This is a genomic window from Halobacillus naozhouensis (genome assembly GCF_029714185.1).
Taxonomy (GTDB): Bacteria; Bacillota; Bacilli; order Bacillales; family Halobacillaceae; genus Halobacillus_A; species Halobacillus_A naozhouensis.
The window spans coordinates 682,325-709,029 of record NZ_CP121671.1; the positions used below are offsets into that span (position 1 = coordinate 682,325).

At 40.4% G+C, this 26,705-nt stretch carries 28 protein-coding genes and 1 pseudogene; 21 read left to right on the top strand and 8 right to left on the bottom strand.

Translation table 11 applies throughout. From position 1 onward, the window contains the following. Window positions 1-48: 48 nt before the first annotated feature. From P9989_RS03605 to P9989_RS03615, 3 genes and pseudogenes are all read left to right on the top strand, one after another. Window positions 49-177 (top strand): annotated as a pseudogene (locus P9989_RS03605) (ArsR/SmtB family transcription factor); the annotation flags it as partial. Beyond that, window positions 165-569, top strand: coding sequence for an arsenate reductase (thioredoxin) (gene arsC, locus P9989_RS03610; RefSeq protein WP_283078820.1), 405 nt, complete (start codon window positions 165-167; stop codon window positions 567-569). The pseudogene P9989_RS03605 and the gene arsC, both read left to right, overlap by 13 nt. Window positions 570-959: 390 nt before the next feature. Beyond that, window positions 960-1,946, top strand: a complete 987-nt coding sequence (locus P9989_RS03615) for a M20/M25/M40 family metallo-hydrolase (protein WP_283077461.1) — start codon at window positions 960-962, stop codon at window positions 1,944-1,946. A gap of 135 nt (window positions 1,947-2,081) precedes the next feature. On the opposite strand, the gene P9989_RS03620 is transcribed toward P9989_RS03615, so the two are convergent. Together P9989_RS03620 and P9989_RS03625 are read right to left on the bottom strand one after the other, a co-directional pair. Next, window positions 2,082-3,416, bottom strand: coding sequence for a sugar porter family MFS transporter (locus tag P9989_RS03620; protein ID WP_283077462.1), 1,335 nt, complete (start codon window positions 3,414-3,416; stop codon window positions 2,082-2,084). Between the two features lie 374 nt (window positions 3,417-3,790). Beyond that, a complete protein-coding gene (locus P9989_RS03625; protein WP_283077463.1) occupies window positions 3,791-5,830 on the bottom strand; it encodes a bifunctional metallophosphatase/5'-nucleotidase in 2,040 nt (679 codons plus the stop codon). A 174-nt stretch (window positions 5,831-6,004) separates the two neighbouring features. Here P9989_RS03625 and P9989_RS03630 point away from each other — a divergent pair, with 174 nt between their 5' ends. The 5 genes from P9989_RS03630 to P9989_RS03650 all read left to right on the top strand — a co-directional run bounded on the left by P9989_RS03630 (window position 6,005) and on the right by P9989_RS03650 (window position 9,358). After that, window positions 6,005-6,328, top strand: a complete 324-nt coding sequence (locus tag P9989_RS03630) for a nucleoside triphosphate pyrophosphohydrolase (RefSeq protein WP_283077464.1) — start codon at window positions 6,005-6,007, stop codon at window positions 6,326-6,328. Window positions 6,329-6,420: 92 nt separating this feature from the next. Continuing rightward, the gene (locus P9989_RS03635) at window positions 6,421-7,182 is read left to right on the top strand and encodes an SDR family oxidoreductase (protein WP_283077465.1); all 762 of its coding nucleotides are present in this window, start codon (window positions 6,421-6,423) and stop codon (window positions 7,180-7,182) included. 97 nt (window positions 7,183-7,279) lie between these two features. Then, window positions 7,280-8,089: a hypothetical protein gene (locus tag P9989_RS03640; RefSeq protein ID WP_283077466.1), complete on the top strand. Its 810-nt coding sequence runs from the start codon at window positions 7,280-7,282 to the stop codon at window positions 8,087-8,089. A gap of 193 nt (window positions 8,090-8,282) precedes the next feature. Further along, window positions 8,283-8,765, top strand: coding sequence for a GNAT family N-acetyltransferase (locus P9989_RS03645; protein WP_283077467.1), 483 nt, complete (start codon window positions 8,283-8,285; stop codon window positions 8,763-8,765). A gap of 161 nt (window positions 8,766-8,926) precedes the next feature. Then, window positions 8,927-9,358 carry a YmaF family protein gene (locus P9989_RS03650; RefSeq protein WP_283077468.1) on the top strand — a complete coding sequence of 144 codons (432 nt, stop codon included), beginning with the start codon at window positions 8,927-8,929 and terminating at the stop codon, window positions 9,356-9,358. A gap of 452 nt (window positions 9,359-9,810) precedes the next feature. Here the strand turns inward: P9989_RS03650 and P9989_RS03655 are convergent, their stop codons facing one another. Both P9989_RS03655 and P9989_RS03660 read right to left on the bottom strand, forming a co-directional pair. After that, on the bottom strand, window positions 9,811-10,218 hold the full coding sequence (locus P9989_RS03655; protein ID WP_283077469.1) for a hypothetical protein: 408 nt from the start codon (window positions 10,216-10,218) through the stop codon (window positions 9,811-9,813). Window positions 10,219-10,263: 45 nt separating this feature from the next. Then, window positions 10,264-10,722 (bottom strand): CBO0543 family protein, encoded by a 459-nt coding sequence (locus P9989_RS03660; RefSeq protein ID WP_283077470.1) that lies wholly within the window; start codon window positions 10,720-10,722, stop codon window positions 10,264-10,266. Between the two features lie 376 nt (window positions 10,723-11,098). Here P9989_RS03660 and P9989_RS03665 point away from each other — a divergent pair, with 376 nt between their 5' ends. The 3 genes from P9989_RS03665 to P9989_RS03675 all read left to right on the top strand — a co-directional run bounded on the left by P9989_RS03665 (window position 11,099) and on the right by P9989_RS03675 (window position 12,910). After that, window positions 11,099-11,935, top strand: coding sequence for a DUF1206 domain-containing protein (locus tag P9989_RS03665; protein ID WP_283077471.1), 837 nt, complete (start codon window positions 11,099-11,101; stop codon window positions 11,933-11,935). A gap of 249 nt (window positions 11,936-12,184) precedes the next feature. After that, complete coding sequence (locus P9989_RS03670; protein WP_283077472.1) at window positions 12,185-12,280, top strand: YjcZ family sporulation protein; 96 nt, start codon at window positions 12,185-12,187, stop codon at window positions 12,278-12,280. A 90-nt stretch (window positions 12,281-12,370) separates the two neighbouring features. Beyond that, window positions 12,371-12,910 carry a hypothetical protein gene (locus tag P9989_RS03675; protein ID WP_283077473.1) on the top strand — a complete coding sequence of 180 codons (540 nt, stop codon included), beginning with the start codon at window positions 12,371-12,373 and terminating at the stop codon, window positions 12,908-12,910. A gap of 423 nt (window positions 12,911-13,333) precedes the next feature. Here the strand turns inward: P9989_RS03675 and P9989_RS03680 are convergent, their stop codons facing one another. Both P9989_RS03680 and P9989_RS03685 read right to left on the bottom strand, forming a co-directional pair. Beyond that, complete coding sequence (locus P9989_RS03680; protein WP_283077474.1) at window positions 13,334-14,212, bottom strand: pirin family protein; 879 nt, start codon at window positions 14,210-14,212, stop codon at window positions 13,334-13,336. Window positions 14,213-14,243: 31 nt separating this feature from the next. Next, window positions 14,244-14,678, bottom strand: coding sequence for a MarR family winged helix-turn-helix transcriptional regulator (locus tag P9989_RS03685; protein WP_283077475.1), 435 nt, complete (start codon window positions 14,676-14,678; stop codon window positions 14,244-14,246). Between the two features lie 222 nt (window positions 14,679-14,900). Between P9989_RS03685 and fosM the strand changes: the two genes are divergently transcribed. The 7 genes from fosM to P9989_RS03720 all read left to right on the top strand — a co-directional run bounded on the left by fosM (window position 14,901) and on the right by P9989_RS03720 (window position 18,441). Next, window positions 14,901-15,323, top strand: a complete 423-nt coding sequence (gene fosM / locus P9989_RS03690) for a FosM family fosfomycin resistance protein (RefSeq protein WP_283077476.1) — start codon at window positions 14,901-14,903, stop codon at window positions 15,321-15,323. A 268-nt stretch (window positions 15,324-15,591) separates the two neighbouring features. Beyond that, window positions 15,592-15,822 carry a spore coat associated protein CotJA gene (locus P9989_RS03695; RefSeq protein WP_283077477.1) on the top strand — a complete coding sequence of 77 codons (231 nt, stop codon included), beginning with the start codon at window positions 15,592-15,594 and terminating at the stop codon, window positions 15,820-15,822. Beyond that, on the top strand, window positions 15,815-16,078 hold the full coding sequence (locus tag P9989_RS03700) for a spore coat protein CotJB (protein ID WP_283077478.1): 264 nt from the start codon (window positions 15,815-15,817) through the stop codon (window positions 16,076-16,078). Before P9989_RS03695 ends, P9989_RS03700 begins: the two co-directional genes overlap by 8 nt. Window positions 16,079-16,107: 29 nt before the next feature. Next, window positions 16,108-16,677 (top strand): manganese catalase family protein, encoded by a 570-nt coding sequence (locus P9989_RS03705; RefSeq protein WP_283077479.1) that lies wholly within the window; start codon window positions 16,108-16,110, stop codon window positions 16,675-16,677. A gap of 136 nt (window positions 16,678-16,813) precedes the next feature. Further along, complete coding sequence (locus P9989_RS03710) at window positions 16,814-17,011, top strand: DUF2197 domain-containing protein (RefSeq protein WP_283077480.1); 198 nt, start codon at window positions 16,814-16,816, stop codon at window positions 17,009-17,011. A gap of 21 nt (window positions 17,012-17,032) precedes the next feature. Beyond that, window positions 17,033-17,563, top strand: coding sequence for a GNAT family N-acetyltransferase (locus P9989_RS03715; RefSeq protein WP_283077481.1), 531 nt, complete (start codon window positions 17,033-17,035; stop codon window positions 17,561-17,563). 170 nt (window positions 17,564-17,733) lie between these two features. Beyond that, complete coding sequence (locus tag P9989_RS03720; RefSeq protein WP_283078821.1) at window positions 17,734-18,441, top strand: polysaccharide deacetylase family protein; 708 nt, start codon at window positions 17,734-17,736, stop codon at window positions 18,439-18,441. A 140-nt stretch (window positions 18,442-18,581) separates the two neighbouring features. On the opposite strand, the gene P9989_RS03725 is transcribed toward P9989_RS03720, so the two are convergent. Continuing rightward, entirely contained in the window at window positions 18,582-20,372 is a 1,791-nt protein-coding gene (locus P9989_RS03725; RefSeq protein WP_390306332.1) for a glycoside hydrolase family 13 protein, read from the bottom strand. 190 nt (window positions 20,373-20,562) lie between these two features. Beyond that, window positions 20,563-22,629 (bottom strand): alpha-amylase family glycosyl hydrolase, encoded by a 2,067-nt coding sequence (locus P9989_RS03730; RefSeq protein ID WP_283078822.1) that lies wholly within the window; start codon window positions 22,627-22,629, stop codon window positions 20,563-20,565. Between the two features lie 451 nt (window positions 22,630-23,080). Here P9989_RS03730 and P9989_RS03735 point away from each other — a divergent pair, with 451 nt between their 5' ends. The 3 genes from P9989_RS03735 (at window position 23,081) to P9989_RS03745 (ending at window position 26,636) form a co-directional block, all read left to right on the top strand. Beyond that, the gene (locus tag P9989_RS03735; RefSeq protein ID WP_283077482.1) at window positions 23,081-24,355 is read left to right on the top strand and encodes a sugar ABC transporter substrate-binding protein; all 1,275 of its coding nucleotides are present in this window, start codon (window positions 23,081-23,083) and stop codon (window positions 24,353-24,355) included. Between the two features lie 194 nt (window positions 24,356-24,549). Further along, entirely contained in the window at window positions 24,550-25,797 is a 1,248-nt protein-coding gene (locus tag P9989_RS03740) for a carbohydrate ABC transporter permease (protein ID WP_283078823.1), read from the top strand. Then, window positions 25,797-26,636, top strand: a complete 840-nt coding sequence (locus tag P9989_RS03745) for a sugar ABC transporter permease (protein ID WP_283077483.1) — start codon at window positions 25,797-25,799, stop codon at window positions 26,634-26,636. Before P9989_RS03740 ends, P9989_RS03745 begins: the two co-directional genes overlap by 1 nt. The last annotated feature ends 69 nt before the right edge of the window (window positions 26,637-26,705 follow it).

Sequence of the window (26,705 nt, forward strand, 5' to 3'; positions counted from 1 at the left end):
TACAAATATAGGCATATGCTAATATACTATTTGAGCGAGGTGATGTTCATGGATAAAACAACGATTGAATTAGAAACCGCTGCCCAAACATTGAAGCTATTGGGTGATAGAACACGCTTAACCATTATGGGATTAATAAAAGATGGGGAGTGCTGCGTTTGTGAATTTGTCGAAGTACTGCAATAAACTCTTGCAGAAGTCAAATCGCTGAAGGTTGGGCGAAAAAATATTTAGGAAAAGAATGGGACGTAAAAAGCGCTGGAATCGAAGCTCATGGATTGAATCCAAACGCTGTGAAAGCGATGAACGAGGTGGGAATCGATATTTCCAGTCAGCAATCAGATATGATTGATCCTGAGATTTTCAATCATGCCGATTTAATGGTTACTTTATGTGGGGACGCCGCAGATAAGTGTCTGATCACTCCTCCTCATGTAAAAAGAGAGCACTGGGGCTTTGATGACCCGGCTAAAGCTGAGGGAACAGATGGGGAAAAATGGGCAGTCTTCCAGCGTGTTCGTGATCAAATTGGGGAGCGGATTCAGCGGTTTGCAGAAACGGGTGAATAAAAAATAAGAATCGCCAGAACGCTCAGTTTCTGGCGATTTTTGGTATGGGTTGGGAAAGTGAGTTACTTTTCCCCTTCCCAGGCGATTAGGACTTTACCGAATTCTTTTTCAAGAGTTTCTAATTTTTCTCGTTCAGTCTCTGAGAGAGTTGCCAACTGGTAGTCATTCTTCAAAGTAAAACCTCCTTATCTAAACTCTCCTTAAAGTATTCGTTAATAAGCAAAAACTATTCTGTGATACTGTTTTTGTTATGGGAATTTATTGTATAATGGGAAAATTGTTCATCTACATGCTCTTGTCCCCTTATGTATACCATGGTAGAGTTTAATATAATATGACAGAATATTATGGTAAAAATTAATCCTAGTTAGGTTTCAATGGAGGTATTTTATGAAAAAATTACTCGTCTATGCATTGCTCGCTATTTGGGTATTTGCAGGGTTAGGAACACAAGGAGTTCAAGCTAAGGGTGCCCAACAATACGGTGAAATTTCGTTTGACCATGTATCCTATCTAGCAACCGAAATTGGCGATCGTGTTGCTGGAACAACTGGAGAAGAATTGGCACGGGATTATATCTATCAAACTTTTGAACAATTAGGCTATCAGCCGGAGGTACAGCCTTTCTCATTCAGTGGTCCGAACAAAAATAAGATCCATTCTGCAAACGTTACAGCTGTCAAGCCCGGGCGCTCTAAACATGAAATTATTATTGGGGCTCACTACGACACGGTAAATCGAGTGGAGGGTGTGGATGATAATGGTTCTGGTGTAGGAGTAATGCTTGAGGTGGCAGAGAAAATCCAGAACATAGATACTCCTTACACGATTCGTTTTATCGCTTTTGGTGCAGAAGAAACTGGGTTAAGAGGATCGAATTATTATGTTTCACAAATGACGAAACCTGAGATTAATCACACTAAGGCCATGATTAACTTGGACAGCCTGGCAGTGGGGGATATGAGATACGTCCATGGAAACGCTGGTAAAAAAGGATGGGTCAGAGAACTAGCGCTAGACATCAGTAATGAGTTAGACATCGATCTTCATGTGAATCCTGGACTGAATCCGCATTATCCCAAGGGAACAACAGGAGATTGGAGCGACCATGCGGCTTTTAAAGAAGCGGGAATTCCTTTTACTTATTTCGAATCAACGAATTGGGAAATCGGGGCTCAGGATGGATATACACAAACACGGGAACACGGCTCAATTTGGCACAATCCTTTGAAGGATAATATGGCTTTCATTCAATCGGAATTTCCAGGTCGTATGAAAGAGCATTTGCAATCCTATTCTCGTATTTTGACAGAGCTTGTTCAGCGAGTTCAGCCGAACAGTAAAGGACAGTATATGCCGTGGCTAAGTAAGCAATAATTTTTACATCGGACGGATTTGTTTTACGAAAAGACAATTAAGGAGCCTTTCCTCCAGTGCTTGAAGGCACGGAAAGAAAGGCTCTTTTTAAAATTGATGATTTCCTAGTAAAAACTAATGGATGGTCCTGGTTCCTTAATGACTTCCTCGCAGATCACGCTCAATATCCTCGAGGCTTCTTCCTTTCGTTTCAGGTACGAACTTCATAACAAAGGAAAAGGCGAATACGCCAATAATGGCAAAGAGTACGAATACCCATGCGGTGCCAACTGCGCCTAGTAAAACAGGGAAGAAAAGCGAGACAACCAGGTTGGCTGCTGATAAAAGCAAGGTTGTAAACCCTGTGGCAGCACCTCTTGCTTTCAATGGGAAAAGCTCAGGAAGCATGACCCAGACGACCGGTCCCCACGTCGCAGAGAAAAACACGATAAATAGGCCAAGGAATAAAACGATCAGCCAGGCGATGGTGGTCGTCATTTGGAATATAAACAAAATGGCCGCTAAAATAGCTAAGCTTAAGGTCATCCCTACATTTCCAATCAGCAGCAGCTTCTTTCTGCCTAACTTGTCAATCGTCGCAATCGCCACCAGTGTCATTAAAACGTTCACAATTCCAATACCTAACGTACCAAGAATGGAAGCAGAGTTTCCTAATCCTGCTTGTGTGAAAATGGTAGGAGCGTAATAGATGACTGCATTGATCCCGATCAATTGTTGAAAGACCGCGATACCACTGCCTATAAGAAGCATCGGACGAACCCACTTCGATTTCAGTACGTCCATGGTACTTTCCTCTACCTCTTCAATCTTTTTCATTTGCTCAATTTCATCATCAATTTCGTTATGTTTTCTAGTTAACGCCATAATATCTCGAGCTTTTTTCTCTCTATTATGTTTAATTAAGAATCGAGGACTTTCAGGCATGAAAAGTACACCAATCATCAGGATGATCGCCGGTACTGAAGCGAGACCTAACATCCAACGCCAGCCTTCCATAGAAGAGAAAGCGTAGTTTACCAAATAGGCGAGCACAATCCCGATCGTAATCATTAACTGATTGAGTGAGGCAAGCGCCCCTCTCGATTGAGTCGGAGCCATTTCAGATAAATACACAGGTACAATAGCTGTCGAGCCCCCAACGGCAAGACCTAAAATAATTCGTCCTGTAATCAGAACCCAGGCGTTTGGAGAAAAAGCCAACACGAGGGAACCAATCAGGTAGATGAGAGCGATCACGAAGACCACACGCCTTCGGCCAAATTTGTCGGCTACATAACCACTCATCCCGGCCCCTATAATAGCACCACCCAGTAAGGAACTGACAACTAGTCCTTCGAGAAAATTAGAGAGAGGAATATCCTGGCCGATAAAAAGCAAGGCCCCAGAAATAACCCCCGTATCATACCCATAAAGGAGACCGCCGAGAGCTCCAAAGAAATAGATCCACCCTTTATGTAAATTTTTATTCATGATTATTCCCACCTTTAAAATGTAACGTCTGTCTAGTCATTTTCCCACTACTTAGGTGTGCGCAAACATGAATGTTTTCTCAGGCGAGAGGCTTTGTTGTGGATTGGGGGGGGATTGTTCCGTAACAGAAGGGGATTCTCTTCTAACGCTCAATGATTGTTTCCTAGCTCGACGTGATTGTTCCCGTTCAAATTATGATTCTTCCCTAACGTTAGAGGATTGTTCTCTAACTAAATCCGAGCATGTATGTTCGAATAGGGAGCTGGTCTCAGATGATAACCCCCATGCAACTTAGCAGCTTTATTAAATTGGAATAATCTACAGAAAAAAGCCAGCAGAATCCCCACATTCTGCTGGCTTTCATTATCAGTCTGTTATTTTTCAATCAAACGACCATCAAACGCTTCAGCAGGAACAATCGTTTCACCATTCGCTTGCTTCTCACGCAAGTAATCAGCAAACAGCTCTCGCTGGAAAGCAGGCTGTGACGTCCATTCTACTTCACCAAAGGTTGTGTAGCCGTCGCCTTCACCTGTAGAAAGGAAGTTGTTCGTGACAACCTTAAAGGTCTGATCAGAGAATTCGCCGTTTGTATAAACAGGCGTTCCATCAGTCAGCTTAATCGACGTTACGCGTTCACCGTCTGGTTTAGCAGGATCGTAGACAACATCCATGCCGGAGAACTGAATCTTCATGAAATTCCAATCATCAGGCGCCGGTCCTTCTAGGATTTCCTTGATTTGCTGACCAGTCATCTGAGCAGTTACGTTATAGTTGTCAAAAGGAAGTACCTCGAATACTTCCCCGTACGTAATTTCACCCACATTAATGTCAGCACGGATTCCGCCACTGTTTTGGAAGGCAATATCTGCATTCGCGCGTTCGCGCATCGCATCTGTGATCATATTTCCAAGCTGGCTGACACCAAGCTCGCCATACTTGCGATCACGAGTCAGCGGTCCTTCCGTTGTTGAAACGACTTCACTTTTTATCTCTTCGACTTGTTCTTGATAGTAGTCTACAATTTCCTGAACGCTCTCATCTTTGCCTGCTAGATGCTCATATGTTTCTAGCATATCGACTTCAGAATCATAGATTTCTTCTGTTTCAGGATCGACGAACAACTGAATGTGTCCCATCGCATTGGTGTAACGGCTTGCCTCTACAACTGGTATGCCATTGACATGTCCAGCTACCCGCTCATGGGAGTGACCGCCGACTAACGCATCGAGGCCACCTTCAGAGGAGTTTGCCAACTGAGCAAGTTCACCCATGATTTTCTCTGTTTCTTCTTCATGCCACCCAGGAAGGTGGGAAGTAACCATTACCATATCAGCACCTTTTGCCTCAAGTTCTGCTGCAAGCTCTTCAGCAATCGGAGCAGGGGTAGGGAATTCTAAACCTTCCACATGAGTAGATAAGGTTGTCTGTGGAGTTTGCGGTGTCGCAAATCCGATAATCCCAATCTTATAACCGCCTTTTTCCACAATTGTATAAGGCTTCGCCCACTCAGGACGTTCTCCTGTGGCTTCTTCAAAAATGTTCGCACCAAGGATAGGATACGTGGCATCATCTAGACGCTGTTTCAGCACATCAATTCCCCAGTCAAACTCATGATTACCGATTGCCCCCGCATCATATTGAATGTCATTTAATGTTTCAATGGTAGATTTTCCGTCAAAAGAATTAGAGATAAGAGTTCCTTGCATCGTATCTCCGCCATCCACAACGACCGTTCCATCCGCGTTGACAGAGCGGAAGTCTTCCACAATACCGCCAATTATCGCCATGCCACCTTGCTGGTATTGTTGATTTTGAGTGATATGACCATGAATATCGTTAGTAGAAAGAATATCAATGACATCAAAGACAAGGGGTTTGAACGTTTTGGCCACTTCTTCAAGCGTCATTGGCTCATTCGGATTAAATGCTTCTTCAAACGTAATGTCGAATCCTCCAGCCAGAGTGGCATAAGCCACATAAGGCTTCGCTTCTTGAGGAATAGATTCGGCATCCGTGAAGTTATTCAGCACTTCAATATCCACTTCAGGAACCTCGCCATCATTCATCGCAAGTGTAAACAGCTTTGCCATATCAATACGAGTAATTGGTTCCTTAGGACTAGAACCTTTGGACTTGTTTGATGAATCAGAGAAAAATACGTCTTTCGGATTTAATCCTTTCATTTCATCGGCACGCTTTAACATCTTCATCACGTCAAGGCGCGTCACATAAGGATTTTTATGTACTTGAGCCTGCTTCTTCTCTTTAATGATATCTTGCTTGATCAAAAGCTCTGTATCACTCAACTGGGTCATGTCGAAGTTCGTCTCAGCTTTTACCTCATCTGCCTGAAATAACGAGAACGCCATGACTGGAGCGGCTAAAACGGTCAACAACTGCCTTTTCTTCATCCGCCTTTTTCCCCCTTAAAATTGTAATAGAACCGTATACAATGTACCAAATTGGAAGAATATTTTAAATCATGCAATCTATCTATTTTTTTACTGATGATAAGAGGATTCTGATAGAAAAATGTCTAATTATGAATTAAATAATAATTTATTTAGAAGTAGGTGAGAGAAAACGTGCCCGTATATCATAAACTCGTCCGTGATCAAATTCCTGAAATCATCGATGGAAAAGGCAAGACGTTTCACACGTGTATCTTAAATGAAAGTGAATACATAGGCTCTTTGAGAGACAAACTCGAAGAAGAACTCAACGAGTATTTAACTGCAGAAAGCGATAAAGAAGCGTTGGGGGAATTAGCTGATTTACTGGAGTTGATCGATGCTGCTTCTAAAACTCACGGATCTTCGTTAAAGCAAGTGGAAAAGATACGGCGTGAAAAGTTTGAGCAGCGCGGTGGGTTTGATGGACGAGTTTTTCTAGTCGAAGCTGAGGATTAAGATATTGTGGAATGGGAAGTTGGGAAGCATGAACCGTTTTAGTTTTGCTGAATCTTTATATCGAAATCATATAGTAATAGGAGGAACTTTTGATGAAACTTCAAAATAAAGTTGCAGTAGTAACCGGAGCAGCATCTGGTATGGGGAAAGCAATAGCAGAATTGTATGCAAAAGAGGGTGCAAAAGTTGTTGTAGCTGACCTTAATAGTGAAGGTGCTGAGACGGTTGCAAGAGAAATCGTTAGTAATGGTGGAGTAGCTAAAGCCGTAAAGGTAAATGTAGCAAAGTTGAAAGATATTGATAATATGATTGAGACAGCTGTAAATGAATTTGGAACGTTAGATATATTGGTTAATAACGCAGGTATCATGGATGGTATGGAACCTGTTGGGGATATTGATGATGATAAGTGGGATCTCATTTTCGATATCAATACAAAAGGGGTCATGCGGGCAATGCGCAAAGCATTGCCGATCTTCCTGGAGAAAGAAAAAGGAATTATCGTTAATACTGCGTCTTCAGGCGGGTTAAATGGTGCTCATGCAGGGGCAACCTACACGGCATCAAAACATGCGGTAATCGGATTAACGAAAAATACCGGTTATATGTATGCAGAGAAAGGAATTCGCTGTAATGCAATAGCCCCAGGCGGTGTAGAAACAAATATTGCTTCATCGATAAATGATTTAAATGATTTTGGTGCCAGTCGTACAAGGGCTGCCCAGTCTGTTATGCCGAGGACGGGTAAACCAGAAGAAATTGCGAAGGCTGCCCTATTTTTAGCTTCTAATGACTCAAGCTTTATAAACGGTACGGTTATAACAGCGGATGCGGGTTGGACTGCTGCATTTTAAGCAGTCATCAACTTCGTTAGAGACTTTATATACACGTTGAAACCTATCATGGATTAATTCGTAGTTTCTAGGGAGGGTGATTAATGGAGGTGCTAATTTGATAGCAGAAATGTATAAACGTAGGGAAAACCTGGCCTACGTTCTTTTAGTGGTAGTTACTTTGGTCGTAGCAGGATATTTAGTATTGGAAAGGCCCGAAAGTACTAGTGGTTGGGTGGAGGCGTCCACTTTCCTCGTACCGTTGGGGTTTATGTTAGCTGTGGCTATTACGAGCCGACAGAAGTATAACAAGGTTAAAGGTTTATCGATTCCGTATTCTACTACATCAATTTTGGAGATAGACCATCTTGTTCTGAAGCAAGATGCAGGGTTAATTCCACGATTACTTTGCTTTGGGAAAAATGGGTATTTTGTAGGTACATATAAACCCATTCATTTACCTTGGTATCTTTACCCTGTTTTAATCTATAAAAGATCCTTGCTAACAATGCTCCCCGTAACCATCGCATTCATTTCGCATACAGGGGAGACCTTGTTTACATTAAAGCGTGTCGGTTTCAAGGAGAGTGTAATAGCCGTCTATGATCAAGAGAGTCAATATTTGGGAAGGTATGTTCAAGAAGACTTTAAGAGCCTTTTACATATAAAAGGTGAACTTAGGGACTGTAACGAGGAGTTGATTCTGCCTGTGAAGGCCTCTGGTTTCTCAGGTGATTTTACCTTGAAAGATATAAATGATCATCGCTGGGCTCATTTTTTTAATGGACGGTTTCCACATGAGTACACACAAATTTTTCGGGATATAGATAATGATATCGTAGAAATTTCAAATGATGTATCTCAGGAACACAAAATGCTTTTATTGGGTATGATTGGTTATCTGTTCATAGCCAGGAATAATAGATAGCTAGGAAATATAGAAGATAGCATTACATATTGGGTCGTTTAGGTTAGGGAAGATGAGTGATGGTAAAACGAATCCTTTGGAAGATTGGGCTCATGAGTTGATGGGGTAGCCGAAGGGGTCATGGAAGAAAAACGTAAGCTATGGATGACGTCATACTGGGGCTGCGTATTCGACTGGGAGAGGGAGGGGAAATATGGTTCATGTTATTAAAGCAAAACCAAATCACGTACAAGGAATATCTGAAGTGTGCTCAGATGCTACACGTGCAACATATAAAGACATATACACCCAAGAATATATCGAGAGGATCATAAAAGAATTTTATGATCCAGAGAGAATTTCAGAAGAAGTTAAAACTGCGAACAGGCAATGGGGAGGATACTTTGTAGCTGTTGAAAACGGGGAGGTGCTCGGTGCCTGTGGAGGTGGAATGATTAGCGAAACTGCGGGGGAAGTGTTTGTACTATATCTAAACCCTAAAAGACGTAATGAAGGAATTGGGACAAAGTTACTGGAGGCAGTCACCAATCAGCAAAAGAGTGAATTCCATGCTTTTGAACAATGGGTTTCTGTCCAAAAAAGTAATTCAAAAGGCATTCCATTTTATGTAGCTAAGGGGTTCTTATATAAGCACGAACAAAGAGGGTATGGAAATAATGAGAACGAAAAACTATAGATCATTAAGATATTATCGGGAAATTTAAGACTCTTAATGAGGATTAATCTTCTTTTTGATTACATCTATAACGGATTCTGACTAATGAGGGGAAAGAGTTCTTATAAGGCAGGCAATCGATACATACCTTAATATGAAATATCCAAAAAGGAGATGAATCGATGTATAACAGGTATGTTCCTCACCCTTATGTCAGTCCGCCTGGAGCCCCTTATTCACCTGGAGTGGAATATCCTCGTCAGCCACAACCACCCAATCCCAATTTTAGACATAATACACAAGGTTCCATGAATCCAAATGGAAAGAGTGGCCATACCCACGGGCATGGTGGGGCAACTACATGTCAGGATGAACATGTTCATTTGCACCCAGGAGTGACTAGTACGCCGATTGAGGCAGAAGGAGGCCATGTCCATAAAATGTGGGGGAATACAACTTTTGATGACGGTCACATTCATTATTACGAAGCTTATACTAGTACCCCGATTGCTTTACCTAATGGGTACCACACCCATTATGCAGAGGTAAAAACAACAGAGGACGATGGTCATATTCATATTATCAAAGGATTCGTTGATCCTTCTATGGGTTAAGTGATTATCCTTTCAAATCAACATTTGAGTGAAGTTGTTTTACTTTCATATTAGCGCACAAAAAACAACCACCATGGCGTGACATGAGCAGTGCGTTACTGGAAATGAAAATTGATTAATCAGTTTTAGTAGAAAATAATAGTCCCAAACAAAGGAAAACTAAAGTATTTAATTACAAAAACACAACTAGGAGGGGATGCCAGTAGCATTTAATTTGCGAGCGCATCCTTATCAGAAGTCCAGGAATTCGTAAATTTGGATTCTTGGGCTTTTAAATTCTGTAATTTACAAAAAAGATTTCAATTACCCACTAATTAATCAAAGAGATAAACCAACTTTATGGTAGTGTCTTATTTGGAAGCAACATTTTCTACTTACCATGTCTTTTTTAATTCCCCTTAGAACACATCATTCTAAAAATCTATTCTGTAGAGTAGAACTTTGACAGAAGCTCATCTGCTATCCAGAATATCCTCTATAATGGCAATGTGAAGCGAAGCCCAGGCTTTTTCACGGAAATGAAGAATGACACTTAAAGTGAGGATGATGACATAGATAACAGCGAAGCCAATGCCCCACGTCATCCCCCGGGTTAGAATGAACTCTTGCAGCTGGTCTGAGAATAAGAATAGCAGCCATGGCCCTGTCGATACAAAAATCGGGATCATTCCTGAGCCATCTTTTTCTTTTATCATGCGATAAAGGATTTTTTCCAATGTATGTGATTCAAGATCTGAATAAAAGGTCTGGATTTCCGTAACCTCGTTAATTTCTTCTATTTTATGGAAAGAGATATCACTTTCACGCATCTTCTTCAATTTTAAGTAAAATTTATGTGCATCACCACGAAACAAATTCATTGCCCCTTCCATTAAATTTTTTCCGTTTCTTTAAAATTTAAATCGTTATGTGGGCTGGGAACGAAGCAGTTGTATCAGGACCCGTATAAAGATCATGAAAGAAAGGACACTAAAAAAAGTATGGACCCCTGTCCAAGTATGATATTCAATCAAGCTTGTGTATTTTTCAAATGCTATTTCTACTGCAGTTAAGGCTGAGGTATAAATGGTTGCTTGTAACAGAATTCCGATATGGGAAGAATAATAGGTCGTTCGATAAAAGTATAAGCAAACGACAGGAAACAATAGATACTCAAAGAGAAGGCTCGAATCGAAATGTTTTCCTAATAATTTGCTGGGGTAATGAAGCATCTCTTCTTCTACAACAAATACACCAATGATGATGGAGAAATAGGATGTCAGTAAATATCCGAAAAGAAATTCCTTGAAAGGTAAATTCCTCATGATGATAATCAATAAGGATAATCCAAGGATTAATAAAAACCATAATATAATGGGTTCCATGGTCATGCCCCTTCACAAGCAAAATTTGATTCCCGATGGCTCCATTTGCGGTCATGATTGATCTACTTATATTTTTTACAAGCTCTCAGCATTTATTCAATGGATTAGCATTTATACGGCATTCTACCAATTAGAAGAAAAAGGCAGCCCTTAAGAAAAGAGCCGTCTTACCTGTTATACACGCCTTCCTATAATACAGAGGGGTGTATTTAACTAAGTTCTGTTGTGCTTCTGTCTCAATACCTTCTGCTTAAATATCCAATATGTTTAGCCATAGAAATAATAAAGCATTTTTCCTTATCTTACTTGTTTCTAATTCAGAGGTACAGGGAACCTACCTTTAAACGAGCTATTTTAACTGGGGTGAGGAGATAACGTGGATGATTCAGTCAATTTATCTGAAAAAGCAAAAGAGGAAATAAAGCCATGGATCAGGCGATTAGCTCGATCTGGCTACATGGCAAAAGGAGTGGTTTATACATTTATTGGAGTTCTAGCCTTTATGGCTGCCCTAGGGATAGGAGGGAAAGCGACAGGAACAACGGGAATGCTGCGTTCATTGGCGCAAGCTCCTTTTGGTAACCTTTTATTATGGTTGGTTGGTATTGGTCTAATTTTCTACATTATGTGGGTATTTATAAAAGCTGTGAAGGACCCAAAGGATGAAGGTAGGGATGCTAAAGGGGTCATAACAAGGGTTGGATACTCTATAAGTGGTTTGATCTATTCAAGCCTAGCCTACAATGCTTTTAATATCGCCATAAATGCTACTAGAAGCAGCGGATCTAAGCATACGTTATCTGCTAAACTGTTGTCTCATCCTTTTGGTGCGTGGATAATTTGTTTTATTGGAATTATTGTAATTGGTTATGGTCTCTACGAATTGTATAGCGGGATTAGTCAAAAATTCCTGAACAAATTCAGAATGGGTGAAATGGATAGGCACGAAAGGAAAGTGGCCAAGAATTCAGGTACTATTGGAATGACTGCGCGAGGAATAGTTCTAGCAATGATCGGTTTTTTCTTTATTCAAACAGGCATTATGAGAGACCCAAGCAAGGCTAGAGGACTGGACGGGGCATTAGCAGAAGTGGCTCAAAATCCCTTTGGGCAGTGGATGTTAGGGTTCGTGGCATTAGGACTGGTGTTGTATGGGATATACCAAATCATTCGAGGACGTTATGAACATATGAGTTTTGGCAGGTTGAAATAATCTCTTACTTTTTTTAATAGAATGATATTACAAGGAGCCTTTTTGTGATGAACAGCACCCTCTAAATTGTTAGGTACAACTAACAATTTAGAGGGGCTTTTTTTTTAGACCAAACTTGGACTCCCGCTTATTCCTGAGTCAAGTTCCTGTGTGGCTGCAAATTTTAACAAAAACTCAGCGGTTTCCCTCTCCAAAGTTGGACCTTTCTGCATAAGATATCTTAATTGCTAGTGCAGGGAGGTGGATTTAATGGGATATGGTTATAGAAACAATTTTGCATTAATCGTCGTGTTGTTTATTTTGCTCATTATCGTTGGAGCAAGCAGTTTCGGAAGACGTTACTAATGATTAGTGCATGGAGAGTATAGAGAAAGTCAGGACAGATGCTTTCGTCCTGGCTTATTTAAAAGTCGCTGTGTTTAGAGGGGGAGCTTTATGAGTCAGATGTCCAGAGGGGAGCTACCACACTCCACATTTTTAACCAAAAAGGAATGGCGGTCTATTGAGCTTTGGCTATATACTATGGAAAAATACGGACATTATAGTGATGACAGGCTTGCAAGAAAAGCAAAAAAGAAAATGGGGCTCAGCTATGACGTGCTCGGTCACGGATCCTTTCGAGTGGTTTTCGATCTAAATAATGATTATGTGCTAAAAGTGGTCACGCGTAGAATGGGATTCATCTCCAATGAAATTGAAATGGATCTGTTTAGAGAATGCCCTAAACATTTACGGAACTATTTATGCCCGGTGTATGAATTTGGACATGGCTGGATAATTATGAGGAAAATGATTCGAACAGTTTCGATGGAGGAGCGAGACCATAGGAAAAAGCTTGTTAAATTAGAGGATGACTTTTTGAAGGAAGGCATACATCCAGGGGACTTAAATGAAGAGAACCTGGCTTTATCGCGAACAGGTAAACTCGTTGTCATTGATTACGGTCATTTTAGCAAAGCTGATTTCTGGTGGTAACCTCTCCAGTGTGGCAAGAATATGATTTCCGCCCATTTATAACATGGTTGCCATACCTTTGTAGGCTGAAAAGTGACCTCATCCTTCAAGGGATAAGGTATGGTAACTACTTTGTTTATCCATTCAGCGGGAATGGTGGAGGTAAGGTCAGCTTCTGTCAGCTCGATTAAACTTGTACATAACTATCGAGATAAGTCACAAAAAAAGATGACCGAATTACTATTGCGGTCATCTTTTTTTTGTTGTTTAGGAAATTATAAAAATACTTGTCTGTGGATAAGCTTACATGAAGTTAGACACATCCAGCTCCTAGACAATCGAGCCATAAGACAATCGTCTCTGTGGAGGAAAAACAATCCACTGCGCCGCTTGTCTTATGCTTGTCGCGGGACGATTGCGCTTTTGTTCTTAATTTAGTTTTCCTTAGACTGCCGGCGGACCAAATTTCCCGTTACAGAAATCCTGAAAAGCTTGTTTAATCTCCTCCATCGTATTCATCACAAACGGTCCATAAGGGACAATATCTTCCTTGATAGGAGCGCCTGAATACACGAGGACCTTAGTCCGGCGTTTGTTGGATTTTATGTTCAGTTCACTTGGGTTCTGTTCCTGTCCATCATCGTTAAACGACAAAGTGGCCACACCATGCTTCTTTATATTTACTTCATTCTTACCTGCGTCAATATCTCCAGCTAACACATATAAAAATGCATTATGGTTTTCAGGTAATGAAAGCACGTATTCGGCTCCCTCAGATAAAGTAATCTCACTGAGCGTAATCGGGACGATGGATTCTAAAGGACCTTGGGTGCCGGCAATGTTTCCAGAAAATACTTTAACAGACCCGCCTTCAAAAGGTACGACCGGGGCTTCTTCTGCGTACACATTTTGATACAGCGTTTCTGTATTTCGTTTGTCTTTAGGAAGGTTGAGCCACAACTGAAGCGTGTGAGCAATATCATCCTCGACACCATCTTCTGCATGGCGAGCCGCCCATCCAGCATTCATATATTGAACGTCTCCTGGTTCAAGGATATCACGGCCGCCGCCATTATCAATATGCTCCAGCCTTCCATCAACCACATAGGTAACCGTCTGAAATCCCCGGTGGGGGTGATCAGGAAAAGTTCCTTTTTTAAACCAATCTTCGGCCATTAAAATGAATGGATCGAATTCAGCCCAGCGATCGACAGGTAATACCCATCCCTTTTGTATGGAGGGAAACCCCATTTCGTTGTAGTTGACATACCAGTGATCCTTGACCTGTCTTTGCAAGGGTTGAGCTTTATTTTCTTTTGCCATTCTAAACATCCTTTCCGTGAAAAAAGTAATCTCACTCGGCCTCATCAATATTTTGATGAATTTTTGTTAGGAGTCGATCCATTTCATTAAGTTCCTGTGTAGATAATCCTTTGTTGACGATTTCATTGAAATGTTCCGTTACAGGTAGCACTTTACCCTTTAAATCTTTACCAGGCTGTGTCAAATGAAGCTGCAAAGCGCGACGATCTTCGCTTGAGAATCTTCGCTCAATGAATCCCTTATCTTCCAAACTTGAAGCCATTCGGGCAATATTGGTTTTATCTTTATTTAATTTATGGGCCAGTTGATTCTGAGTTAACCCGTCTTTTTCCCAGAGCAGCATCATGATTAAATTCTGCTCTGGCGCAAGGTTATACGGCTGCAATTGAGATTTTATATAGCTTGTTAGCTTTAAATCGGTTTGGTGGATTTTGATACTGACATAATCTTGAAATGTTAATCTCATATGAACTCCTTACTCCAATAGTCTTTTACTAGTAAGCCTTGCATTAAAATAGTTGCTATACATACTAATTAGCACGCCTTAAGTATATGGTGATGGGAAATCACAGTCAAACAAACAGCATTTATTCTCAACTTGGCAACCGTATCCCTAGAAAACTCTTTAGTAAAATTGAGTTTCTTGTATGATGGAAATATGTACTAACTTATAGTTTGGGGTGATAGTATGACAGTGAAAGGGATCAACCATTTCTTATTTTCAGTTTCTGATTTAGAGAAGTCGATCGTTTTTTATCAAAAGGTGTTTGATGCCAAGATTTTAGTGAAGGGGAGAAGGACGGCCTACTTTGATTTGAATGGACTGTGGTTAGCTTTAAACGAAGAAAAAGATATTCCGCGAAGTGATATCTCTCACTCTTACACTCATATTGCTTTTTCAATTGAAGAAGAGAATGTTGATAGGATGTATGAAAAACTTAAAAGGTTGAATGTAAATATTTTATCTGGGCGGCCAAGAGATCGGAGAGACAAGCAGTCTATTTATTTCACGGATCCGGATGGTCATAAATTTGAATTTCATACAGGTACACTAGAGGACAGGTTAGATTACTATAAAAAAGATAAGCAGCATATGACATTCTATGACTAAGGGGAGGAGAAGAGGGTGTTATGGCAGATGAGTACATAAAAGAGATCAGGATGAGTTGATCCTGTCTATAAAAGCGGGTTTTTAAAGAGTTCAGCCATTGTATAAAATAATAAGGATATACGAGAAAAAGCGGACGCTGTCTTGAACGAGACGGCGTCCGCTTTTTGGCTGTGTGCGATATTTTTGTTGCAAGGGGTTGGAGTGAATACGAAGAGAATTGTTCTCATATATATGAGGTGATGCATTTATCAATGGAAGGAGGGTGTTTATGTACACACAGTATAAATATTGGAGGCCCTATTACAGTCCATTTGATCCATGTCCGCCTATGAAAGTAAAGAGCTACTCAACACCGCCCCAGTTGTACATGGGGTTCCAGCCGTACGGATTAGCACAGTACCAAACGCCTAAAGAGGCTCTATTCAGCGGAACATTGTGGCCGCAGCTTTTTAGTCCTTATCCAAACCCACATAAGAGGGGGAGTGAAGAGAATGAGTAAGAAGATGCCTCCAGAGTATTATCAGATGCTTGAGGAAATTCAGGCCATTGACTTTGTTTTAGTCGAACTGAACCTTTACTTAGATACTCACCCCACTGATTATGATGCAGTTCAGCAATATAATCAATTTGCCAGAAAATCTATGGAGTTGAAAACTCACTTTGAGAGCAAGTTCGGCCCATTGATGCATTTTGGCAGAAGCTTCTCCAGTTATCCTTGGAATTGGGATGACACCCCCTGGCCATGGCAGGTTTAAACAGAGTAAACAGATGGGAGGAATAGTGAATGTGGTATTACGAGAAGAAACTTCAATATCCTGTAAGGGTTAGGGAATGTAACCCGATGTTAGCAAAATTCCTGATTGAACAATATGGAGGGGCCGACGGGGAATTAGCAGCCGCCCTACGATACCTCAATCAGCGGTATACCATTCCTGATAAGGTAGTAGGTCTGCTAAATGACATTGGAACAGAGGAATTTGCTCACTTGGAAATGATTGCGACGATGATCTACAAGCTTACAAAAGATGCTACACCTGAGCAAATGAAAGAGGCAGGACTTGGTGCCCATTATGCCAATCATGACAAGGCGCTCTTCTACCATAATGCGGCCGGTGCGCCATTTACAGCAACATATATTCAAGCCAAAGGTGACCCAATTGCCGATCTTTATGAAGATATCGCTGCGGAAGAGAAAGCGCGGGCGACCTACCAGTGGATCATTGACTTGTCGGATGATCCAGAGTTGAATGATAGTTTGAAGTTCCTTCGGGAAAGAGAAGTCGTTCATTCTCAACGTTTTAGGGAAGCAGTAGAAATTTTGAAAGAGGACGGTGATACGAAGAAGGTTTTTTAGTAAACCCCAGCTTGAGTTTTGTTAAAGGCGCTGATCCGAATCACCACGGAAGGCGCCCTTTTAGTGTGTATATGCAGGAATATAGAAGGAGTTGGAGAATTATAGTGTAGGAAACCAAACTTTGGGGAGTGATGATATGCTGAAAACGATTTGTTTTTTCTGTAAAAAGAACTATACAATTGATCGCTCTGATACTCAGTATCAGCGAATTTTAAAAAACCCTAAAGCGCGCTATGTATGTAAAAGCTGCAACCAATCGATGCAAAGGGAAGCCCAAACAACGACAGGATTAAACCCGGATCATATTGATAAATACGATAAGTACTTGCGATAAAATATGAAATAGGTGATGAGGATGTTCAGTAGTAAAAGAATAAATTTAAGGAAAGTAAATGAAGGCGATGCGGACATTTATCATAAATGGAGAAATAATCCGGTGGTAATGGAGAACACGAGTCCAAGCTTAGATGTTTATACTCTGGAAGAAACGGAAGAGTTCATAAGGGTAATTACTGGTTCCGGTGATTCAAAATGTTACATGATTGAGCTAAATGATCAAGATAAATCAATAGGCATTGTCTCTTTAATTAATATTGATTATAAGAATCGAAATGCTGAGTGTATTATTGATATTGGAGAGAAAGATTATTGGAGTAATGGATACGGCCGGGAAGCTATGGGGCTTGTGTTAAATTATAGCTTTTTAGAGATGAATCTACATAAAGTGTATTTGAGAGTCTTTTCATTTAACCATAGAGCTATTAAGTTGTATGAGAAGGTAGGGTTCGTGAAGGAAGGGGAGCACAAAGATCATTTATTTAGGAATGGACAATGGCACGGAGTTACCTCGATGGCTATTTTCCAGGAAGGTTATTTGAAAGGCTGAGGTGGTAGCTTTGTCGTAGACATAGGCAATATAACAGTGCTAACCTTTCTAAACATTTATACCCCTCACAAATATCAGCTGGGCTACTCTAGCAAACTGTGAACATTTAGAGTAATCTTAATAGAGATAAGTGTAATTTTGTTGGTTTGAAGGTGAGGGAGGTTTTTTTTATTAAAAAGAAATGGATCATAGCTGGAGTGATCTCAGCAGCCATCCTATTATCCTTGTATGGGACATATAAGCTGATGAATTCAAGAACAGTTCAGTTATTTGGAGGATTAACAAACAGAGTAGAAACTGGTGAGAAAGTGGTTGCTCTAACTTTTGATGACGGCCCTACAAAGAAAGTAGAAGACATTTTGCCTCTGCTAGACGAATATCAAGCCAAAGCTACCTTTTTTGTAGTAGGAAAAGAAATGGAAAGCAATCTTGAAATAGGAAAACAATTAGTGGAAGCAGGTCATCAAATTGGAAATCATACTTATTCTCATGAACCTATGATTTTCAAAAGGTACTCCACAATAAAAGAGGAGATTGAAAGGACTAATGATGTTATCCGAGCTGCGGGGTATGAAGGCGAGGTCGATTTTCGTCCTCCATATGGCAAAAAGCTTGCTGTCCTGCCATATTATCTAGATCAGCATCAGGTGGAAACAATTACGTGGGACCTTGAGCCGGATACTTATTTCTCTTCAGTGGAGGATAAAGTGAATTATGTTAAGGAAAATGTCAAGCCTGGTTCCATTATTCTGCTGCATCCAATGTATGATCAGACCGGGAATGAATTGAAAACGATTGAAGGGATTTTGGATTCTTTAACACAAAAAGGATATGAATTTGTGACGGTTAATGAATTGCAAGATGTGGGTAAGGAATGAAAACCATAGATTTCCTGTTTTAAAAAGATTAAGGAAGGGTCTATGGTTTTAACCGACTGGTGAAGAGAACGAGCTAGTACTTATTTGATTGTTACCTACATTCTTTGCAGGACAGTGGGGCTATGCTCACTTACTTTTATTTATTGCCCTTGTTTCAGCTCGAAAATCCGAAATTCATATCGTTGAAGTTCTATTTGTGATAAGTTAGCTTTCATTTTTTTATTAAGCGTCGATCCATCGGCTATCATCCATTCCGTTATTTGCTCATAATTGGTAGAGAATAATTGTTTACTAGACAGTAGTTTAGTACTTTCACTATTGTTTATTATAAAAATAAGACTGTGTTCCGAATTAAATTTTTCATAAGCTATACAGTTCTGCTCATCATCTGAATAAATAAAGCGGAACTTGCTGCCATTTCCAAACGCAGGGTTGTTTTTACGAAGATTGATAAGCATTTGTACATATTGAAATAATTTCGTGTCCTGTTTCTGATCATCCCATTCCATACATGCTCTGCAGCCCGGGTCGTGTCCGCCAGCCATTCCTATTTCATCTCCGTAATAGATACATGGTGTACCAACAAAAGACAACTGGAATAAATAGAGAAGTTTCACACGTTCGAGCTCCCCGCCAGCAAGTGTTAAAAGCCGTGGAGTATCATGACTGTCGAGTAAATTAAACGCAGCCTCATTCACATTGGCGGGGTACATGTGTAATACATTTGTGATGGAATTAGCAAAGTCTGAGGCAGAGAGTTCTTTTTTTGCAAAAAAATCGATCGTTCCATTTGTAAACGGATAGTTCATGACGGCATCAAATTGATCTCCTTGAAGCCATGGCATAGAGTCATGCCAAATTTCTCCTAAAATATAGGCATCAGGCTTTACGCTTTTTACCGTCTGACGAAATTCTCGCCAGAATGTGTGATCCACCTCGTTTGCCACATCCAAACGCCATCCATCAATATCGAATTCCTCTACCCAATATCTAGCAACTTTCAATAAATATTCTTTCACTTGGGTATTCTCTGTATTAAGCTTTGGCATCGAAGGAACGAATCCGAACGTGTCATAATTCAGCTTTTCTTCCTCAGGTTCTACGGGGAATCCCCCTAGGTGAAACCAATCCTTATACTCAGATTTCTCTTGTTTGTTCAACACATCTTGAAATGGTGGAAAATAAAACCCGCTATGATTAAATACCGCATCCAGCATAATGCGGATTCCTCGTTTATGACATTCATCGACTAAACGGCGGAATGTTTCCTTATCCCCAAATTGGGGATCTATTTCCATGTAATCGATCGTGTCGTATTTATGATTCGAATGGGCTTTAAAAATAGGAGTGAAATAAACGCCGCTAATCCCGAGTTCCACTAAATAATCCAGGTGATCGATGACACCTTGGAAATCCCCGCCGAAAAAGTTCGTTGGGGTAGGTTCTTTACTGCCCCAGGGTAGAGTGTTTTCGGAATCCAAAGCGGGATCTCCATTCCCAAAGCGTTCTGGGAAGATTTGATACCAGACTGTGTCCTTTACCCAGGATGGTGCATGAAATACATCGATAGGATTTAGGTAGGGGAAACAGAAATAGTTGGCAATCTCACTAGGTAGAGAGCCGAATATTCCTCCTTCAGTAACAAAGCATGTTTCGGTTGCATCAGAACACCTAAAGCCATAGCGCATTCGGTGATATTCTGGTTTTATTTCAACAAACCAATAATCATGAAGACTTGTTGAGCCGGATTTTAACATTTCTCTAGTGTCTGTTTGCCACTGCTCATTTTTCCAGTCGTACGGATCGCCGAAAACAAGGGAAACGGAGTCCATATCATTCTTCTTTGTTTGCAATATAATGTGAAGCGTATTGGCATCATACGCATAGGCAAAGTTGTTTTTTGGACGATGGTAAATGGCTTCTTTTATCATGTGAAAATCTCCTCTCGATTAAGAACAAGACTTCGAAATTTGTTGGCATATGTGATGGCAGGAACATAGAAATATAGAAAAAACCCCGCGTTCCAAATGGGAAAACGGGGTTGTTGTGACAGTACAAAGCATTGCCCTTATATTTAGATACTCTTAACTTACTGAAACTACTCAATTTTGTCAAAGAAGTTTACTGCCAATTTGCGATGATTGTGTCAGTTCCTTGAGCAGGTGTGGTATACACGTGGTTTGACCCACTCTCCCATACAACATTCCCGGAACTATCTTTTTTAATAAACTTGTATTCTATTTCTTTGCTGGCAGGTACGCTTATATCATAGTACCAAGTGGGATATTCATAGGCTACTTGATTGAACATGGGACCAATTGCTTTATCCGGATCCCAATTTCCAAGCTCGCTAACATTACCGACAATATAAACATTTTCGTCAGGCTCTGTGTAAGCATTATTCACACCAAACCTTATTGCTATTTGGTTACCTGTTACTATTTCAAACTCGTGGTACTTGTTGCTGATCGTACCTTTTGCATTGGAGACAGTTATATCATATTTCCCAGCTGTCACATCTGGAACTCGGACTTGGATTTCAGTTTCCGACCAGGATAGAATGCTTGCGTTTGTAGAACCAAATTGCACAGTACCTTCGGATGAACCAAACCCTTCTCCACTAATAGTAATGGGGTTTCCGGCTTTTCCTGTCATCGGTCCCACGTGGCCGATCATTGGAGTAGTAGAGGGGCCATTAAATTGCCAAACGGCTACACCCTTTGGACTTAACTGAAATGACTCAACCGAGCCATCTTGGGTCACTGAAATACTGTTGCCATCTAAAATGTGGTTGAGCTCATCACGATAAGTTCCTCCAGGTAACGCAGTGGATAAATTAGTAATGTTTTGAGGGGAGGTTCCACTGTTTACTGCAGTTAATACAATGTTATTGCCAAATTGCCTTTCGTATATATAGACATCAGAATTGATCCAACGTTCTTGGGTATCCCCGTATCCAACCGCAGGGTTAGATTTTCTTACCTGAGCTAATTGACTAATGATTTTATAGGAATTTGTTGATATGTTAAAATTTTCCATCTGTTTTCTATTATTAGGGTCTTTGCTGCCTGTGAGGTACTGTTCAGTTCCGTAATAAATGGTCGGCACGCCACGGGATGTCAGCAAGACAGCTAATGCCATATCTGTGTAGCGGTTTGGCGAACCCTCGTCAGAAAAACGGCTCATGTCATGGTTATCAATAAACGTTACCTGGTCAATCACCTCGTCATAGTTTTCTGCTGTATTTTGAATCATCTTATTAAAATCATACCAATTGGCTGTACCATCTTTTAATACTTCTGTAATGGTTTGCCCATATCGAAAGTCAAGCAGGCTCATCCCGCTTTCATTAGCGAAATAATGATTTTGTTGAGAAATTTCCCCTTTGCCTAAGAACCATTCACCGAATGTGAATACAGGGCGATGGCTATAGATTTCACTCATCAATGATTCTTGCCAGCCCTGTGACATATGTTTCACAGCATCTACTCTAATACCATCAACACCTCTGTCTAGCCAAAGCTTGATAGATTCTTTTAAATATTGATCCAATACTTCATTATTCAAATTATAATCTGCTAAATCGTATAAGTTTCGATAAATACTGTCTTCATAAGAGGAGAAATCGGTCCCGCCATTATGATGAAAAAAGTTATTTGGATCGTTCGAGTAAGTAGCTAATAAGGTACCGTTATTATAAACGGCCCCATTTTCTGCATAGGAAGGGTCCGTCTCAAGAGCTGGTGAAGAGTGATTGGGAGTGAAATCCATAATGATCTTAATCCCATTCGAGTGGGCTGTATCAATTAATCGATCAAAATCAGAAAGGCTTCCAAAAAACGGGTTTGTTTTTTTATAGTCTCTTGCCCAGTAACCATGATAAGACGTGTACCCACTTGGATGCAGGGCATACACGTTTTCAACTGGCTGGGAAATCCAGATGGCTGTGACTCCCATATCGGTTAAATAGCCATCATTTATCTTTTCAATGATCCCTTGCCAATCACCACCACAGTACTTATGCAGATTACTGCAGTTTTCACTAAATATATCTCCATTAGGGTTATTCTCAGGATTACCATCATAAAATCGATCGGTCACAATTTGATAAATCACATCGTTTGAATAGTTCACATCGTTGGATGCTTCACTATGGACAGAGGTAAATACAAAGGTGCTGACGAACATGAGAGTTAGCGCAATCGCTTTCACAAAAATGTTGATTGTCTTCCCCAATATAAATCTCCTCCTTTATTTAAATAAACCGCTGCAGATCCCCCTTTCCAAAAAAATAAACCCCGACTTTTAAAGAAAAGTCGGGGTTGTTTGTTGGTGACAAAAGCATGGCCCTCTAATTTTATAATTGTGTGTAAACCTGATGTTACTTTTAATTAGTACGTGAGAATGAACGTTATGTATATAGGTAATTATACCTTTTTTCAACCCGTAATCATTTCAAAATTATAGAAATCGATAATAGATAGTCAATTTTCGAAAAAATTAGTTATTTATCTGAAACCGCTTGCAAGTAAATTGAATTAACTGTAAAATGATGTTCAAATTGGAGGGCAAGCGATTGCACAAATTTTTTCGCAATGCTTGTGAAAGCTTAAAACTATTATTCAAAAGGGGAGATCGTATGGAAAGAAGAGTGTTTTCGGTTGTAGCATTGTTGTCATTATTTCTCTTGTTAGCAGCGTGTGCGCCAGATCGAGAAGAAGTTACAAGTGAACAGGATACAAACTCTGAGGGGACTGCTGAAAAACCTGAAGAACTTACGATTTGGGCAAACGACGAAGAAAAACAATTGGAGGCTATTAAAAAGATTGCGGCTGATTACGAAGAGCAAGAAGGAATAAAAGTAAATGTCGTACCTAAATCCATGCTTGATCAAGTACAGGAATTATCCCTTGCTGGCCCAGAGGGAAATGGTCCAGATTTATTCTATCAACCCCATGATCAACTTGGAACTATTGTAGCCCAGGGACTTGCAGAACCTCTGAATATATCAGATGAAGAGTTGAGTGGATATAGTGATGTAGCTGTTGAGGCTGTCAGCTATAAATACAACGGTGAAACCGCTATTTATGGAGTACCTTCTGTTCTTGAAACATATGGTGTTTTTTACAATAAAGATATCATCTCGAAAGCCCCTGAAACCATTGAGGATCTAAAAACGATTCTTGAAAAACATACCAACCCAGCAAAAGATGAATATGGATTTTTAATGAAACCAAATGATTTGTATTTTGCATATCCTTTCTTTAAAAACTATGGTGGTTATATTTTTGGCGGTGAAACGGGTGAATTCGATACGACGGACATTGGTTTAAATAATGAAGGAGCTGTAGAAGGGGGTAAACTGTTCCAATCGTTCTTTGGTTCAGAAAAGATTCCACCAGGAACAACGGCAGATGTTGTAGATGGTCTCTTTACGGCAGGAAAGGTAGGGGCAGTTATTAATGGTCCTTGGAGTATTACTGGATATAAAGAAGCTATAGGAGACAGCCTTGGCTTTGCGCCATTCCCAGAAATAAATGGAGAGCCTGGTAAAACATTGGTAGGAGTGAAGTCCTGGATGGTTTCCTACTACTCTGAGAATAAAGATTGGGCTCAGGATCTTGCCCTATTTATGACAAACGAAGAAAACCAAAAGTATTATTTTGAAGTGGCCGGGGAAATGCCAACGAACACGAATGCGCTCGAGTCTATTGAAGATCCAATTTATAACGCATTTGCGGAACAGGTTAAGTATGGTGTACCAATGCCGAGCACCCCTCAAATGTCTCAAGTATGGGAGCCGATGAATAATGCTTTACAGTTCATAGCTGAAGGAGAAAATGTACAAGCTGTTTTAGACGAAGCCGTTAGGCAAATTAAAACAAAAATACAAGCTAGCGGTGCAAGTCAATAAATAGATTACAGGTATAAAGAGAGTGGGGAGGATTTTCTCCCCATTTTCTTTTCAAACCTCTATTGGATTAAAGAGGGATTCTAAACGTTTGAAAGGAGGCCTTTTCATTGGCTATACCAGATTTAAAAGATTATGGGGATCAAGAGACGACGAATAAAGGGCCCAGGAAAAAACAACATAAACCTAGAGTGGCTATGATTTTATCCATACTATTTGCGGGATTGGGCCAATTGTATAATCGCAGGTTTATGAAAGGTTTCACTTTCATTATCGTAGAGTTGGCGTTTATTGTGACGCTGCTGGAATCTATCAATTATGGACTGTGGGGGCTGCGTACGTTAGGTACGATTCCAGGGGTTGATCATTCCATCCGTTTATTAGTGTTCGGTGTTCTTTCTTTAATTGGAGTTTTCTTTGCTTTATCCCTTTATATTTATAATGTAGTGGACGCAAGGAATCAGGCTCGTAAGATTCAGAATGGATGGAAACCGATGGGATTCAGAGAGAGCATGAGGACATTTTATGATCATGCCTTCCCTTACTTAATGACCTTCCCTGGATTAGTTCTCATGATCTTTGTCGTTATATTTCCCTTGTTATTCTCCGTGTTATTAGCGTTTACGAACTACAATTTGTATAATTCTCCACCTCGAAATTTAGTAGATTGGGTAGGTTTCGAAAACTTTGTTAATTTGGCTACAGTACCCATCTGGCAAGACACGTTTGTAAGTGTATTTTCTTGGACCATTGTCTGGACGGTTGTGGCAACCACGCTGCAAATTGGCCTTGGTCTTTTCTTGGCTTTGCTAGTGAATGATCCCCGCATTAAATTTAAAAAACTGATTCGCACTATTTTAATTTTGCCATGGGCAGTGCCAGCGTTCGTGACCATCCTTATATTTTCTGCCATGTTCAATGATGATTTCGGCGCCATAAATAAGGATATTATTATGCCGCTATTTGGTGGGGACGGACTACCGTGGCTGAGTGATCCATTTTATGCCCGGGTTGCGATCATTATGGTTCAGACTTGGCTTGGGTTTCCGTTTATTTTTGCGCTATTTACGGGTGTTCTACAAAGTATCTCGAAAGATTGGTATGAAGCAGCAGACGTGGATGGCGGCTCCCGGTTTCAGAAATTTAGACATATCACGCTTCCGCATGTAATGTTTGCCACCGCGCCGCTTCTCATTATGCAATATGCTCAGAACTTTAATAATTTTAACGTCATCTATCTGTTTAATGAAGGGGGGCCCCCTGTACGGGGACAGAATGCAGGAGGAACAGATATCCTGATTTCCTGGGTTTATAAGCTGACTTTTGATACTAATAATTACAGCATGGCAGCCGCTATTTCAATCATTATGGGATTGTTTGTTTCAGGATTCGCTTTTTATCAATTTAGGAGGACAAGATCATTCAAAGAGGAGGGCGAGATTTAATGGATCAAAAAAAGAAGTCTAAACTGGAGGTTACGGCGATTTATATTATCCTGGCTATTGTCGCGGTCATTATATTTTACCCTCTGGCCTGGACAGTCGGCATGTCATTTAATCAGGGAAGCAGTTTATACTCTTCCTCGCTAATCCCGGAATCCTTCTCTTTAGAACATTATACATGGCTGTTTAGTGAAGAGAGTGACTATTTATTATGGTATAAAAACTCTCTCATTGTTTCCGCAGCTACCGCTATAGGAAGTGTTATTCTAACATCGCTTGTAGCTTATGCTTTTTCCCGCTATCAATTTGTCGGACGGAAGAACGGATTATATGTCTTTCTGCTACTGCAAATGTTTCCGGTTATGATGGCGATGGTAGCTTTATATATCTTTTTAAATATGATTGGGCTGCTGGATACACTCACAGGTTTAATTCTCATTTATTTAGGAGGCCAAATACCCTTTAATGCCTGGCTCGTCAAGGGGTATTTTGATACCATTCCAAGAGAGCTTGACCAAGCTGCCCGAATAGATGGAGCTGGTCATCTAAGAGTATTTTGGAGTATTATGCTGCCATTGGCTAAGCCAATTTTAGCTGTTGTCGCCTTATTTAACTTTATGATGCCTTTGTTTGACTTCTTGCTTCCGACGATTGTGCTTTCAAGCTCCGAAAACTATACATTGGCGGTGGGCTTATACAATTTTATCAACGATCAATTTGCGAATAACTTTACTAGGTTTGCTGCTGGGTCTATTTTAGTGGCCGTCCCCATCGCAGCTGTGTACCTTTACCTTCAGAGATTTCTTATTTCTGGGTTAACAGCAGGGGGGTCAAAGGGGTAAGATTATAGATGAGAAATGTGTAAAGGTTTACAGAAAGTTAAAAATGATAAAATGAGCAATAATGGTATA